This window comes from Kribbella sp. ALI-6-A (assembly GCF_001984195.1).
Taxonomy (GTDB): domain Bacteria; phylum Actinomycetota; class Actinomycetes; order Propionibacteriales; family Kribbellaceae; genus Kribbella.
Genome location: NZ_MTQN01000011.1, coordinates 457,498 through 472,577, shown reverse-complemented (window position 1 = coordinate 472,577; position 15,080 = coordinate 457,498). Strand labels below are relative to the sequence as shown.

The window sequence follows — 15,080 nt, the reverse complement described above, 5'->3', positions numbered from 1 at the left end:
AGACCCGATACCCGATGCCGCTCGTCGACCTGGATGACCCGGAGGAGTTGCGCGCCCGCTGGAGCGCCCTCGCCGCGGTCGCTCACGCCACCGGCTTCGACCGCCGCTGGTACGCCGACGCCGACGGCTGGTACCACCAGGACGAGACCGGGTCGGACCTGCGCATGGTCCGGCTCGACGGCGGGCGGTCGGTGCTGTTCGGGTACCACACCCAGCACAGCCGGACAGCCGGCACGGACCTGCTCGCCGGGGCGCCGGACTGGATCGGGCAGCCGGAGGTTAAGCAGCGGATCGCCGCGGGGACGCTCGGGTTCGTCTACGGGTCGTTCAACGGGACGTGGGCGCGGGCGTCGTACGAGGGCGACCCGTGGCAGCCGGTCGACGACGGCTTCGCACCGATCGGCCAGTGGATCACGTCCGACGAGGAGTCGGCCCGCGAGCTGGTCGAGTGGGCGGCGGAGTGGGCCGACTACCTGGGCGGGCTGGACGAGCTGCTGCCGCTCGGGGTGGCGCTGATCCGGTCGGCGGCGGAGTCGCGGTTGTCGGCGGAGGAATTGGACGGGTTCTTCGCGCGGCTGGGCATCGGGCCGAGGTCGCCGCAGCAGCCGGATCTGTACGCGGCGCTGGCGGCGGCTGCGCAGTTCGATCAGGTGGTTGGTGCCGAGGCTGCTGGGCCGGTTGGTGTGGAGCCGGTTGCGGCGCCGTACGTGGGGGAGCCGTACGCGGGGGAGCCGTATGCCGGGGAGCCCTATCGCGGGGAGTTGGTCGGCGAGCAGCGGTTCGAGGAGTCCGAGGAGGAGGACGAGGAAGAACTTTTCATCGTCCCGCCGGGCGTCAGCCCCTTCACCAACCAGCCGATCACCGACGACGCCGACCCGATCATCGGCGCCGAGACCCCGCACGACCCGCAGCTGCCGTACGCCGAGCGTCCGCCGTACGAGCCTGAGCCGCCGTACAACCCGGCTCCGGCGTACAGCCCGGCTCCGGCGTACGAGCCGCCGGCTCCTGCCCCGGAGTCGCCGCCCGCGGACTACGGCGTCGTCAGCAAGAAGCCGCGCCTGTTCGGCCGCAAGAAGAAGCAACGCGAGGAGGAGAACTCCTCCCTGGCAGGCCTCGGCCTCGCGGCCCCCGACCCCGAGCCTGCTCCCGCCCCGCCGACCTATGACCGCCCGCTCCCGTCCTCGGAGCCGCCACGCGTAGGCGCCCCGGTCGAAGACGGCGAAGACTTCTACGCCAGCCTCTTCGCCGACGGCCCCGCGGCGGTCAGGTACACCCCCGACACCCCCACCGCGCAGCACCCCGCGGCGTCCCCGGACGACGCCACCAGCGAGCTCGCCGCCGTCCCCACCGGGGACGAGACGGCGCCGTTCACCCCGTTCACTCCCGACGCGAAGACGGCCGGCACGCCGTTCCTGGAGGACCGGGCGGGCGAGTCGCCCTATGCCCCGGAGACACCTGCCGAGGGCTCTCCTGCCTCCGCGGAGGGGCACCCGCCGACCCGTTCGCCGTTCGCGGCGGACTACGACGAGTCTGCGCCGTCCGGGTCGCCCTTCGCGCCGCCGGCCGACGACCAGTCAGCTGTTCCTGGTTCGCCCTTCGCGCCAGGTGCCGGCGGCCAGTCGCCGCTGGAACGGACGTCCGAGCCCTTCCGCGGATCCGACGCGCTCTCCGCGCAGTCACCATCCGACGCCTCACCCCACTCGTCCCGCGAATCCGGCTCACCCGCCGCCCCTTCAACCGAGGCGACTAGGCCGTTCGCCCCTGAAATGTCGCCGACCAGCGCGTCGGACGACACCGGTGTCCTGAACCCCGTCGAGATCGACGACCGGACCTCGATCGCGGACGACGACACCGGCGCCCTCGCACCCATCGACACCGATCCGCAGGCGTCGGCCGCAGACGACGACACCGGAGTTTTCCCGCCTGTCGACGCCCAGGACTCAGCGGCAGACGACGACGGCGCCTTCGAGCCGGTCGACGCCGATCCCCAGGCCTCGGCGTCCGACGACGCGGACAGCGACCGGCGGGACCTACATCAACAGCCCGCGGCGGACCTCGAACCACAGCCCGTCGAGCCCGACGACGACACCGGAGCCATCACGCCGGTAGCCGAGCCAAGCACCATCGACGCGTTGACAGCCGACCGCGACGACAAACGATGGTCGGCGACGGATGCCGACGCCAGACCTCCGTCTGCCGATGGCGACTCGTCCGGTGACGCGTTCACCGCTGGTCGGATCGACGAGCACCGCTGGTCCGGCACGGAGGACGACGGCAGGGCGTCGAGCGCCGATGACGACTCAGCCGTTGACGCGTTCACCGCCGGTCGGGACGACGTACGCGGACCGTCGTCCACGCACGACGCCAGCCGTACTTCGTCGGTCGGCGACTCGGGCGACGTTGACGACTCCGCCTCCGGTCCGGAGGACGTGGCCCGATCGTCCGCCGCCGACGACGAAGTCGACCTCGTCCCGCCTGTGGCCGACGCCGGGACAGTGGACGCCTTCACGGCAGGCGACGACACCGGCGTCGTCCCTCCGATCACCGACCCCAGCTCGTCCGCCAAGGCCGCCGCGCCCACCCCGGACGACGACACCGAGGCCCTCAAGCACCTCGGCCCCACCACCTCGCCCTTGGATCCCAACCAGCCGACTTCGCTCCTGGACGTCGAGCAGCCAGTTGGGGCCCAGGAGCCGGCCGCGTTCTTGAACGTCGAGTCCCCGGAGCCAGTCGGAACCGAGGAACCAACCGCGTTCTTGGATGTCCCGCAGTCGGCCTCGTCCGCGGAGGCCGAGGACCCGACATCACCCTTGGACGTCCCGCCGCGACTCGACGGCGAGCAACCCACCGCGCCGCTGGATGTCCCCTCGCGCTTCGACGGCGACCAGCCCACCGCCCAGCTGGACGCCCTCGAACCGACCGCGCCCCAAGACCCCCACCGACCAACCTCCCCGCTCGACGACTTCCGCGGCGCGTCCGACACCACCGCGGAGTCCGTGCCCCCGTCGCCCATGGAACGCGAGTGGGTCGGCGGTGCCTGGATCAACGGCGAGTGGATCGAGGACGCCGCCGCGTACCTCGCTGCCAACCCTCACCTCGCCCATCCGCCCCGCCCGGCACGCCGCCAGCGCAGGAACCATCCCCTCGACCCGGCCAACCCGGACCACTCGTCCGACGCGCCGTCGCATCAAGTCGCACACCAGTACGGCGCCGAGGCTGATCCGCGCGACGTACGAGCAGTGGACCAGGCCGCCGCACTCGGCGTACGAGCAGACGATCAGCGCGCCGCACCTGAATTTGACGAACATGACGCGGACGTACGAGGAACCGCCGACGTGCGTGACGGCGAGGCCGGCGTACGGGACGACGTCGAGGTCCGGGCTGCTGACGGCGTCGGAGCTGATGTACCTGATGACGACGAGCTAGACACCGCCGAAGCGCCGCGCGCCGACGACGAGGCCGCGGGTGACGGGCCGGTGGTTGCCGACATCGAGGATGGCAACGACGAGGCGCCGACCGCCGAGATCGCGGCGTTGCCGTCCGAGCCGGATGAGGACATCGCGCGGGTCGACTCCGGTGACAGCGCGGCGGTGGGTGACGGGCCGCGGACCTATCCGCCGTTGAGTGATCAGTACGGCGGTTCGGCGGACGACGACTACGAGTACGCGACCGACGTTTTCCACGACGAGATTCTCGGCAGTGCGGACTGGACTGCGGATCAGTTGGGGGAGAGCGCTGGGGCACCGGCATCGGTTGAAGCCTCCGGTGAAGGTCGACCTGAAGTTGAGGGTGAGGCCTCTGGAGCGCCAACGGTGGAAGTTGACGATCCGACGACGGGGGAGCCGCCTGCGGCTGAGGTCGACGAGGCACAGGACCCCCGTGACGAAGCGTTGGCGGAGGAATCCGCAGAGGACCTCACGCCAGAGCGAACCGCAGAAGACCTGACGCCCGAGACAACCGCAGAGGACGTCGCGTCCGACACAACCGCAGAGGACGTCGCGTCCGAGACAACCGCAGAGGATGCCGCGCCCGAGGAAACCGCAGCGCCGGCCGATCCGCACGAAGCCGCCGAACTGCTCGAGTCCGACGAGTCGTCGGACGAAAACGAGTCCCAGGAAGCCGCTGCAGTCGTTGCCTTCGACAACGAGGCGGCAGCCGGAGTCGACCCCGAGCAACCCGCCGAGGTAGTCGACCTCGACGACGCGTCCGCCGAGCCGATCGAGCCCGCCGACCTCACCGAGACCGACGAGCCCGACGGCGCAACCCCGGAAGCAAACACCGCAACCGAGCTCAACGGCCACACCCCGGACAACTCGACCGGCCGCAACGGCCATACCCCTCCCGCCGCACCGACGACCGCCCCCAACGGCCAGCATCCCGACCCCGCCGCCACCATGCTCATCCCCGAGCTCACCAACCGCGGCACCCCCGTCCCCTTCCCACTCGGCGTAGAGCAGGCGATGCGCGCCGAACCCGAGCGCCCCCGCCCCAAACCGGCGGAATCCCCAGCCTTCGAGGCCCTCCGCGCATGGTGCCGCGTACGGACCAACGTCGTCCCCTCCGGTTTCACCATCCAGGTCCAGGTCCTCGACCCCGCGCGACCGTCGTACCGCTTCGACCTCGAGCCGGCCGACGTCGACGACCCCGAGTGGCCCGACGAGCGCCTGAGCGAACTGCTCGGCGACCTCTGGATCGCCGAGGCGCAGAGTGAGCACGGCGGCTGGCTGTTCGCCCGCATCGACGCCGCCGGCCGAACGCTGCGGATCGACCGCTGGTACGACCAGGTGCCGGAATGGTGGGACACCAACCTGCCGAGTGAACTCGACGTCGAAGGCCTGGTCCGCCGCCTCTACCGCCGCGGCTTCGACTGGCAGCCGTCGTACCTGGAGCAGTTGTACATCACCGCGGGATAGCGTTGTCCCCATGTTGCTCAGGATCTTCACCGAACCCCAGCAAGGCGCCTCGTACGACGACCTGCTGACCGTCGCCCGCCGGACCGAGGAGTGCGGGTTCGACGCGTTCTTCCGCTCCGACCACTACCTCGTGATGGGTGACGGCGACGGGCTGCCCGGGCCGACCGACGCGTGGATCACGCTGGCCGGGCTGGCGCGCGAGACCCAGCGGATCAAGCTCGGCACGCTGGTCAGCTCCGCGACCTTCCGCAACCCGGGCGTGCTCGCGATCAGCGTCGCGCAGGTCGACCAGATGAGCGGCGGCCGGGTTGAGCTCGGGCTCGGCGCCGGGTGGTACGAGGCCGAGCACGCGGCGTACGGTCTGGACTTCCCGGACACGCCCGGCCGGTTCGACCTGCTCACCGAGCAGCTCGAGCTGATCACCGGACTGTGGGACACGCCGGTGGGGGAGAAGTACGACTTCGCCGGCAAGCACTACCAGCTCAAGGACTCGCCGGCCCTGCCCAAGCCGGTGCAGCAGCCGCACCCGCCGATCATCGTCGGCGGCGCCGGCAAGAAGCGGACGCCCGCGCTCGCGGCCCAGTACGCCGCCGAGTTCAACGCCGGCTTCCGGGACCTCGACGGCACCAAGGTCCTGTTCGACCGCGTCCGCGCAGCCTGTACGACGGCCGGCCGTGACCCGGAGACCCTCGCCCTGTCGGCCGCGCACCGCGTGGTCGTCGGCAAGGACGACGCCGAGGTCGAGCGCCGCGCCGCGGCCGCCGGCTGGTCCGTTGAGGAGCTGCACAAGAGCGGCGTCGGCGGCACCCCCGCGCAGGTCGTCGACAAGCTCGGCCAGTTCGCCGAGCTCGGCGCCGACCGCTTCTACCTCCAGATCATGGACCTGACCGACCTGGACCACCTCGACCTGATCGCGTCGGACGTCCTGCCTCACGTTTCCTGAGCGAGCGCCCTCGCGGGACGCCGCATGATCGCCGCGGTCACGGCGAACAGTGCGGCGGACCCCGCGAGGGCCAGCGGCAGCCCGACCAGGTGCGCGACCAGCGCGATCAGCAGCCCGCAGGTCACCTCGCCGAGGTACTCCGCCTGGGCGAGGAACGAATGCGTGGTCGCCCGTACGTCGCTGGTCGTGCGCGCGTTCACCCAGATCATCGCGATCACCCGGGTGAGCGGCACGGCGATGCCCGACACGACGATCAGCGCCACGCCGGCGCTGACCGATTCCGGCGCGAACGCCAGTCCGGCGGTTCCCACCGCCCCGATCGCGGCCGCTACGCCGTACGAGTGGCGCGCGTGGTGGCCGTCGAGTCGCCGTTGCACGATCCGCAGGGCCAGGGCGCCGACGGCGAGCGCGATCACGCCCAGCCCGGTCAACCAGATGATCGGGTCGAGGCGAGCCGGCAGACCCAGATCGACCATCTGCTTCGGAGCCAGTCGGCCGCCGGCGTCGGAAGCACCGTTGATCAGAAACGTCGCCAGGAAGATCCGCAGCAGCTCCGGACTCCGGCGAACCAGCGAGACGCCTCGGCGGAACGTCGTCCACGACGCCGACCACCGAGGACCCTGAGCCGGCACGAACCGCTGCTCGCTGAACCGCACGGCGACGTAACCGCCCAGCAGCAGCATCGCCAAGCCGGCGACCACGATCGCGAGATCGCGCCGCGTCGCCCAGGCCAGCGCCCCAATCACCACCAGCCCGGCCGCCGCGCCGGTCAACTGCGCCCGGGCGGTCCGGGACAGCACGGCCGAGATGCGTTCGGGCGCGTCCAGCTCGTCGGTGATCCACGCGATGTCCGATCCGCTCGCGAACGTCCACGACAATCCCCACAGCACCTGAGTCCCGAGCAGCGCGACGAACGACGTCACCAGCCCGGTGGTCACCATCGCGGTCGCCATCAGCACCTGCGACAGCACCAGCGACCATTTACGACTGAACGTGTCAGCCAGCACGCCCGCAGGCACCTCGCAACACAGCGCGAAGACTCCCTGCACCGCACCGATCAGCACAATCTGCGAGGCGGTCAGCCCCGCATCCACCACCAGGTAAACCGAGGTGACCAGCCACCACCCGTTGTGCAGCACGGCCCGCACCCACGTCCACCGGACAAAGGCGGCAATCAACACGTCCTGACGCGACTCGGCCACCCGGCAGTCGACCAGCCGCCCACCCCACCCGGCAAACGAATATCCGCCCCCGGCTGGGCTGTGAGTGGTGGCTCGATGTCGTGTATCTTGATGTCGAGAGACTTGGTGGGCGAGGTTAGGGCAGCCTGATCTCGCGGCCGGGCGGAGCGCTCGGCAGGATGGTTCCAGCGGAACAGACGGACAGAGGAGCAGGTTGATGGCCAGCGTCGACAGCTTCGGTGCCAAGGGTGCACTCGAGGTCAACGGACAGTCGTACGAGATCTTCAGGTTGGCGGGCATCGAGGGCGCGCAGACTCTGCCGTACTCGCTCAAGGTGCTGCTCGAGAACCTGCTGCGCACCGAGGACGGCGCGAACATCACCGCCGACCACATCACCAAGCTCGGCAACTGGGACGCCGCGGCGGCGCCGGACACCGAGATCCAGTTCACCCCGGCCCGGGTGATCATGCAGGACTTCACCGGCGTGCCGTGTGTCGTCGACCTGGCCACCATGCGTGAGGCCGTCGCCGAGCTCGGTGGCGACCCGACCAAGATCAACCCGCTGGCCCCGGCCGAGCTGGTGATCGACCACTCGGTGATCATCGACGTCTTCGGCCGCCAGGACGCCTTCGAGCGCAACGTCGAGCTGGAGTACGAGCGCAACCGCGAGCGCTACCAGTTCCTGCGCTGGGGCCAGACCGCGTTCGACGAGTTCAAGGTCGTCCCGCCGGGCACCGGCATCGTCCACCAGGTCAACATCGAGCACCTGGCCCGGACGGTGATGGTCCGTAACGGCCAGGCCTACCCCGACACCTGCGTCGGCACCGACTCGCACACCACGATGGTCAACGGCCTGGGCGTGCTGGGCTGGGGCGTGGGCGGTATCGAGGCCGAGGCCGCGATGCTCGGCCAGCCGGTGAGCATGCTGATCCCGAAGGTGGTCGGCTTCAAGCTGACCGGCTCGGTCCCGGCCGGCGCGACCGCGACCGACGTCGTGCTGACCATCACCCAGATGCTGCGCAAGCACGGTGTGGTCGGCAAGTTCGTCGAGTTCTACGGCGACGGCGTCGCGGCCGTCCCGCTGGCCAACCGCGCCACCATCGGCAACATGAGCCCGGAGTTCGGCTCCACCTGCGCGATCTTCCCGATCGATGACGTCACGCTGGAGTACCTGCGGCTGACCGGGCGCGCCGACGACGAGGTCGCGCTGGTCGAGGCCTACGCCAAGGAGCAGGGCCTGTGGCACAACCCGGACGTCGAGCCGCGCTTCTCGGAGTACCTGGAGCTCGACCTGTCCACCGTCGTGCCGTCGATCGCCGGCCCGAAGCGGCCGCAGGACCGGGTCGCGCTGAGCGAGGCCAAGCAGGCCTTCCGCGGCGCCCTGGCCGACTACGTGCCCGAGCAGGACCAGGTCGGCGTCGCGGCGATCGACGCGGTGCCGTCGCTGGCCGACGAGAGCGTCGTCGAGTCGTTCCCGGCCAGCGACCCGCCGGCCAACGGGCGTGACCACTCCGAGGAGGCCCAGCCGCACGCGCCGCACCCGGCGAACGGCCGCCCCTCGAAGAAGACGACGATCAGCCTGAACGGCCAGGAGGTCGAGCTCGACCACGGCCACGTGGTGATCGCGTCGATCACCTCCTGCACCAACACGTCGAACCCGTCGGTGATGCTGGCCGCCGCGCTGCTGGCCAAGAACGCCGTCGACAAGGGCCTGACCAGCAAGCCGTGGGTGAAGACCTCGCTGGCGCCGGGCTCGAAGGTCGTCACCGACTACTACGAGAAGGCCGGCGTCACGCCGTACCTGGAGAAGCTCGGCTTCCACCTGGTCGGCTACGGCTGCACCACCTGCATCGGCAACTCGGGCCCGCTGCCCGAGGAGGTCTCGGCCGGTGTGCAGGAGGCCGACCTCGCGGTCGTGTCGGTGCTGTCCGGCAACCGCAACTTCGAGGGCCGGATCAACCCCGACGTCAAGATGAACTACCTGGCCAGCCCGCCGCTGGTGATCGCCTACGCGCTGGCCGGCACGATGGACTTCGACTTCGAGAACGACCCGCTGGGCCAGGACACCGACGGCAACGACGTGTTCCTGCGCGACATCTGGCCGGCCGCCGACGAGGTCGAGCGGGTGATCGCCTCCTCGATCAGCAAGGAGATGTTCACCAAGGACTACGCCGACGTGTTCGCCGGTGACGAGCGCTGGAAGTCGCTGCCGACGCCGGAGGGCAAGACCTTCGCCTGGGACGCCGAGTCGACCTACGTGCGCAAGCCCCCGTACTTCGAGGGCATGGCCAAGGAGCCGTCGCCGGTCACCGACATCACCGGCGCGCGCGTGCTGGCCAAGCTGGGCGACTCGGTCACCACCGACCACATCTCCCCGGCCGGCTCGATCAAGGCCGACAGCCCGGCCGGCAAGTACCTGGCCGAGCACGGCGTGGACCGCAAGGACTTCAACTCCTACGGCTCGCGGCGCGGTAACCACGAGGTGATGATCCGGGGCACGTTCGCCAACATCCGCCTGCGCAACCAGATCGCGCCGGGCACCGAGGGCGGCTTCACCCGCGACTTCACCAAGCCGGACGCGCCGGTCACCAGCATCTACGAGGCCTCCGAGTCGTACGCCGAAGCCGGTACGCCGCTGGTCATCCTGGCCGGCAAGGAGTACGGCTCCGGTTCCTCGCGCGACTGGGCGGCCAAGGGCACGGCGCTGCTCGGCGCGAAGGCGGTCATCACCGAGTCGTTCGAGCGGATCCACCGGTCGAACCTGATCGGCATGGGCGTGCTGCCGCTGCAGTTCCCCGAGGGCGAGACCGCGGAGTCGCTCGGCCTGACCGGCGAGGAGACCTTCGACATCACCGGGGTCACCGCGCTGAACGACGGCCAGATCCCGCGCACCGTGCACGTCACGGTCACCGGCACCGACGGTGCGGTCAAGGAGTTCGACGCCGTGGTCCGGATCGACACCCCCGGCGAGGCGGACTACTACCGCAACGGCGGCATCCTGCAGTACGTGCTGCGCTCGCTGATCGCGAGCTGAGTCACCCCGTACGACGTACGAAGGCCGGCAGCCCTGACAGGGGGCTGCCGGCCTTCGCCGTACTCAGATCAGCTTCTGCAGTCCAGGGCCGTCGCCACCCTGGCCATGTCGCCCTTGCGAAGGGCGTCGCCGCCGGCCCAGATCCAGTACGACCAGCCACCCTGCTTGTCCATCTCCTGGAGGATCTTCCAGGATCGGCTGCCGGCCAGCGCCGTCACGGCCTCCTGCATCTTCTCGGCGTCACCCGCCTTCTTCGCGGCGTTCCACTGGGCGAGCCACCCGCAACTGATCGCGCCGGTGACCTTGGCGCCGAATTGGTAGCGACTCAGCACGAGGATCTTCAGGAACGGCGTCCGGTCGAAGCCGTTCGGGACCGGTACGTCGGCCAGCATCTCGTCGATCACCCGCGGCGCGTCGGACTGTTTCACGATCGTGTCCGGCATCGCGTCGAGCCAGGCTTCGGTGTCGACGGTCTTCAGCTTGGCGAGCAGGCTGCGATACGCCGCAAGCGAACCGACATCGCCGCGGATCATCAGGAAGTGACGCCCCTTCGGCGGCAGGTAGGCCGTCAGATCCGTCGAGGTGCCGACCTGGAAGACCGTGCCCTTCTGACCGAGCGCCTCGATCGGGCTGCCGTGCGCAGGCTTTCCGGGATCCTTCGTTCCCTGGAGGTAACCGGCGTACAGGGAGACGGGATACCAGTTCACCTGGAGCCGCTTCTTGTCGCGGCCGAACCTGATCTCACCCTCGTCGGCCCTGAACGCCGGGATGTCGACGATCTTCCAGGCCGGATCGTCGATCACCAACCGCGGTGTCGCGTCGGTCACCGCGCGGAACTCCGCGCCGTACGCCGAGACCGGCGCGGCCGGATTGCCCCGGGGGAAGAACACGCCGGTGAGCGCGATGGCGACCGCGGCCGCGGCCGCGACCAGGACGACCGTGCGGCGACGGACGGACCGCCGCAGCTTCGGAGTCGGTGTGTCGGTGCTGATGATGTCCTCCAACAGGTCGGACACGGCGTCGTCGGTCGTCAGCTTCCGGACCGTTTCGTCGCCGTACGGGTTGGCCCGCATCAGCAGGCGGTCGAGCTCGTTGTCGTTCATCGCTCCTCCTGAACTGTTTGCGGGGTGTGGTCTTCCCGTACGTGTCCGGCATCGTCGAAGGCGTCTCCGACCGACTTGCGTAACCGGGCCCGGGCCCGGTGCAGCCGGGTCCGGATCGTGCGCGCCGGTACGCCGAGCACGACCGCGGCCTCCCGGGGCTCGAGGCCGTCCCAGGCGGTGAGCATCAGCAGTTCGCGATCGTCGTCGCTCAAGGTGGCCAGGCCCTGCCGGATCACCGTGGCCGAACCGATCAGGTCGGCGGCGTCCGGCGTCGTCTCGGCCAGGTGCTGCCGCAGCCGTACGGCGAGGCCGTCACGCCGGAGCTGGCCGCGCCGGTGGTTGGCCACTACGCGCCGGGCGACGCCGTACAGCCAGAGCCGGGCGGTCTCGTCGGCGGGGACCTCGTCGATCCGGCGCCAGGCCACCAGCATGGTCTCGGCGACGACGTCGGCCGCGTCGTCGGGCGAACCGACCCGGCGCAACGCGTAGCCGAGCAGCCCGCGGAACTGCTGCTCGAACAGGTCCCGGAACCTCACCTCGTGGTCCGGGACGGCGCCGATCCGCACCGGTGGGGGCAGGCTCGATGTACTCCTCATGCCCCACCCATGTCCGGGAGTATGACCGTCGTTACAGGTCAGTTCGGGTTTCGTGGGGCAGGATCTGCGCAGTGGAGCTGAGTGTGCTGGTACTGGGCGGGCTGGTGATCGTGCTGGCCTCCGTCGTCCAGTCGACGATGGGCCTCGGCCTGATGCTGGTCGCGGCACCGGTGGTCACGCTGCTCGACCCGTCGCTGATGCCCGGCGGCATGCTCGTGCTCGGGATGGCGTTGCCGGTCCTGACGGTCATTCACGAGTGGCAGCACGTCAACTGGTCGCAGGCCGGCTGGTTGACCGGCGCTCGCGCGGTCACGACGCCGTTGGGCGTGCTGCTGCTCGGCTGGTTGTCGGCGCGGGCGATCGGCGCGGTGGTCGGCGTCGTGGTGCTGGTCGCCGTCGCACTGACCGCGTGGAAGCTCCGGGTCGCGACCAGCCGGCGCAACCTGGTCATCGCCGGGGCGATCGCGGGCATTTCGGGCACCGCCGCGTCGATCGGCGGACCACCGGCCGCGGTGGTCCTGCAGCACGAGCCAGGGCCGCGGCTGCGGGCGACTCTCGGCGCGTTTTTCGTGGTCGGGTCGATGGTGTCGCTGGGTGCGCTGGCGATCGGCGGCGAGCTCACCGCGCACCAGCTCGCGTACGGCGCGGTGTGGTTGCCGGCGTTGGCGATCGGATTCGCCGTGGCGGTCCCGCTGCAGAAGCGGCTGAACGGCCCGCGGCTGCGGCAGGCGGTGCTCACCTTGGCCGCGGTCTCGTCGGTGGTCGTGATTCTCCGGTCGGTGCTCTGAGTTTCTGTCGGTGGGCCGCGCTGTACTGGGGTGATGAGCGGGCATCCGAAGGACGTCGTCCGGGCGGCGTGCGCCGAGTACGGCGAGGACGTGGTCGTCGGCTGGTGCGTCGCGCTGCTGACCGGCGAGATCTCCGGCGAGGAGGCGTTCGGCGCCGAGCTGCCGAAGCTCGTCGCGATCACCGGGAGTCCGGATCCGGGCGGGTGGTCGAAGCCGGTCGACCCGGTGAACTACTACTGGGTGCGGGTCTGGGCCGCTCGGGCGCTGATGTACACGTGGCGCGACGAGGCGGTCGACGCGCTCCGGGCCGTGGCGGACGATCCCGCCTGGCGGGTCCGGGAGCACGTCGCCCGGATCACCGCCCAGCGCGAGCTCGGCGAGCTGGTCGACTCGTTGCTGCCGATGCTCGATCACGAACTGCCGCGGGTGCGGGCGGCCGGCGTACGGGCGGTGGGTGCGGCGGGGGAGTACGAGCACGTCGAGGCGATCGAAGCACTGCGTGACGATCCTGACCCGACCGTCCGGGCAGCTGTGGAGAAGGCCTTGGAGAGGCTGGCGGCCCGGCTGGACCGCAGCCTCGGCTGACGCATCAGGCCGCGGCCAGTGCGGCTTGCACCTGGGGAAGCGCCGAGCCGGACAGGCCGGTCAATCCAGCGGGCCGGCCGGTGGCGGTGAGGATCAGATCGGCGAGCGGGCCGTGCAGCTCGCGAGAGCCTGCGCCGCCCGACCACGGGTGGTCGGTGGCGATCAGCCGCGTGTCGCGCAGACGCTTGTGCGCGCCGTAGAACTTGCTGCCGAGCACGTGCTCCAGCGCGATCACCGCGGCCTCCGCGGGCATCTGACGAGCACGCCCGAGCGGGCGCGCGACGTCCTGACCGTGAACCAGCGCGTCGAGCAGCGGGTCCACGATGCCGGCCCCGAGAGTGCGGTGCGGTGAGGAAGCCGTCTCGCGCAGCTGGGCGACGAGCTCGGCGGGGGAGAACCGGGCGGCGCGCTCGGTCGCCAGCGTGTACTCCATCCGGTCGAAGCTGCCGCGCGCCCGGATCGCCTCCTTGACGACCATCCGGAACGTCGTCCGCGTCGACAGCGTCATGTGCGCCGCGACGTCGTGCACCGTCCAGCCGGCGCACAGCGAGTCGGCCCGCCACTCGGCCTCGCTCAGGCTCTCGAAGAAGTCGGCGAGGCTGAGCCGCTCGGCGATGGTCAGAGCAAGGATCGCGCGGTCTTCCATGGTGGGTTCCTTCCGTCGGTCGGTTTCTCCATCACCACGAACGACGGAAGCGGGGATGGACATCGGTCCGGAAGAATGTCCGCCGGATCGCGGTCAGGACGGGTTGGTCACCTGGACGCCGGCGCCCCGCAGCTCGCGGACCGTGCGATCGTCGTCGGGCGCGTCGGTGAGGATCCCGGCGACATCGTGCAGGGCAAGTACGGAAAAACGTGAAGCCGTGCCGAGCTTCTCCGCGCTGGCGAGCACATACGTCTCGGCCGCCCGGCGCGACAGCGCCCGCTTCATCGCGGCCTCGTCGGCGTCGCCTGTGGTCAGCCCGGCCTCCGCGTGCACCCCGGTCACTCCGAGCAGGAACAAGTCAGCGCTCACCGCCTGCGCAGCCTCCACCGCCGCGGCGCCGCTGGCCACCATGGAGTGCCTGAACACGCGGCCGCCGATCAGGAAGATCTCGATCCCCTGATGCTCGGTGAGCGCCGCGGCGATCGTCGGGCTGTGCGTGATCACGGTCGCTTCCAGCGTGCGTGGGAGCGCGGCGACCACCGCCCGCGCCGTCGTACCGCCGTCCAGGATCACCGCGCTGCCCGGACGGACGAGGCTCGCCGCCAGGCCGGCGACCACGTTCTTGCCGGCGATCGCGACGCTCTGCCGGGTGGTGTAGTCGGCGACCGCGGGTGAGATCGGCAGCGCTCCGCCGTAGACCCGCTGGCACAGTCCGGCCGCTGCGAGCTCGCGCAGGTCCCTGCGGATGCTGTCCTCGGAGATCCCGAGTTCGTCGGCCACGTCCTTGGCCACGATCCGTCCGTGGGTGGACAGCCGCTCGAGCAAGACGTCCCGTCGTTGTGCCGCCAACATTCACGTTCCTCCTTGTTTGTTCACATTGTTGCACGTTATGGTCGGGACTGTGAACAAACCGATGCTTGTCCTGATCGCCGGTCCCTACCGCTCCGGCACCGATGGCGACCCCGACCGGATCGCCGCCAACCTGCGCCGCCTGGAATCGGCCGCCTGGCCGATCCATCACAAGGGCCACATCCCGATGATCGGCGAGTGGGTCGCCCTGCCTGTCCTGCGCGGTGCCGCCGACCAGCCCGCGCCAGCGGAAGCGCCGGAAGGCGACGTGATGTACGACGTCGCCGGCCGCCTTCTCCAGCACTGCGACGCCGTCCTCCGCCTGTCCGGCGAATCCCACGGCGCGGACCGCGACGTGGAGATCGCCGAGGCGCGCGGGCTGCCGATCTACTACGACGCGGCCGACATCCCGGACTACGTCCAGCGATAGCCGGGCCTCGGT

At 70.4% G+C, this 15,080-nt stretch carries 11 protein-coding genes; 6 read left to right on the top strand and 5 right to left on the bottom strand.

Annotated elements, in window-relative coordinates:
* Nucleotides 1-14: 14 nt before the first annotated feature.
* Together BWI15_RS22765 and BWI15_RS22760 are read left to right on the top strand one after the other, a co-directional pair.
* Nucleotides 15-4,913, top strand: a complete 4,899-nt coding sequence (locus BWI15_RS22765) for a hypothetical protein (RefSeq protein WP_077016491.1) — start codon at nt 15-17, stop codon at nt 4,911-4,913.
* Between the two features lie 10 nt (nt 4,914-4,923).
* On the top strand, nt 4,924-5,856 hold the full coding sequence (locus tag BWI15_RS22760) for an LLM class F420-dependent oxidoreductase (RefSeq protein WP_077016490.1): 933 nt from the start codon (nt 4,924-4,926) through the stop codon (nt 5,854-5,856).
* Here BWI15_RS22760 and BWI15_RS22755 read toward each other — a convergent pair.
* Nucleotides 5,844-6,995, bottom strand: a complete 1,152-nt coding sequence (locus BWI15_RS22755; protein WP_237771414.1) for an MFS transporter — start codon at nt 6,993-6,995, stop codon at nt 5,844-5,846. The genes BWI15_RS22760 and BWI15_RS22755 overlap by 13 nt on opposite strands.
* 259 nt (nt 6,996-7,254) lie before the next feature.
* Here BWI15_RS22755 and BWI15_RS22750 point away from each other — a divergent pair, with 259 nt between their 5' ends.
* Complete coding sequence (locus BWI15_RS22750) at nt 7,255-10,071, top strand: aconitate hydratase (RefSeq protein ID WP_077016489.1); 2,817 nt, start codon at nt 7,255-7,257, stop codon at nt 10,069-10,071.
* A gap of 68 nt (nt 10,072-10,139) precedes the next feature.
* Here the strand turns inward: BWI15_RS22750 and BWI15_RS22745 are convergent, their stop codons facing one another.
* Both BWI15_RS22745 and BWI15_RS22740 read right to left on the bottom strand, forming a co-directional pair.
* Nucleotides 10,140-11,174 carry a hypothetical protein gene (locus BWI15_RS22745; protein ID WP_077016488.1) on the bottom strand — a complete coding sequence of 345 codons (1,035 nt, stop codon included), beginning with the start codon at nt 11,172-11,174 and terminating at the stop codon, nt 10,140-10,142.
* Nucleotides 11,171-11,770 (bottom strand): RNA polymerase sigma factor, encoded by a 600-nt coding sequence (locus tag BWI15_RS22740; RefSeq protein ID WP_077016487.1) that lies wholly within the window; start codon nt 11,768-11,770, stop codon nt 11,171-11,173. Before BWI15_RS22740 ends, BWI15_RS22745 begins: the two co-directional genes overlap by 4 nt.
* Nucleotides 11,771-11,841: 71 nt before the next feature.
* Here BWI15_RS22740 and BWI15_RS22735 point away from each other — a divergent pair, with 71 nt between their 5' ends.
* Nucleotides 11,842-12,558, top strand: a complete 717-nt coding sequence (locus BWI15_RS22735; RefSeq protein WP_077016486.1) for a sulfite exporter TauE/SafE family protein — start codon at nt 11,842-11,844, stop codon at nt 12,556-12,558.
* A 33-nt stretch (nt 12,559-12,591) separates the two neighbouring features.
* Nucleotides 12,592-13,143 (top strand): HEAT repeat domain-containing protein, encoded by a 552-nt coding sequence (locus BWI15_RS22730; RefSeq protein WP_077016485.1) that lies wholly within the window; start codon nt 12,592-12,594, stop codon nt 13,141-13,143.
* A gap of 4 nt (nt 13,144-13,147) precedes the next feature.
* Here the strand turns inward: BWI15_RS22730 and BWI15_RS22725 are convergent, their stop codons facing one another.
* Complete coding sequence (locus tag BWI15_RS22725) at nt 13,148-13,789, bottom strand: maleylpyruvate isomerase family mycothiol-dependent enzyme (RefSeq protein WP_077016484.1); 642 nt, start codon at nt 13,787-13,789, stop codon at nt 13,148-13,150.
* A 93-nt stretch (nt 13,790-13,882) separates the two neighbouring features.
* Entirely contained in the window at nt 13,883-14,641 is a 759-nt protein-coding gene (locus BWI15_RS22720; protein WP_077016483.1) for a DeoR/GlpR family DNA-binding transcription regulator, read from the bottom strand.
* Between the two features lie 49 nt (nt 14,642-14,690).
* On the opposite strand from BWI15_RS22720, the gene BWI15_RS22715 reads away from it, so the two are divergent.
* Nucleotides 14,691-15,068 carry a DUF4406 domain-containing protein gene (locus tag BWI15_RS22715; RefSeq protein WP_237771413.1) on the top strand — a complete coding sequence of 126 codons (378 nt, stop codon included), beginning with the start codon at nt 14,691-14,693 and terminating at the stop codon, nt 15,066-15,068.
* Nucleotides 15,069-15,080 lie beyond the last annotated feature (12 nt).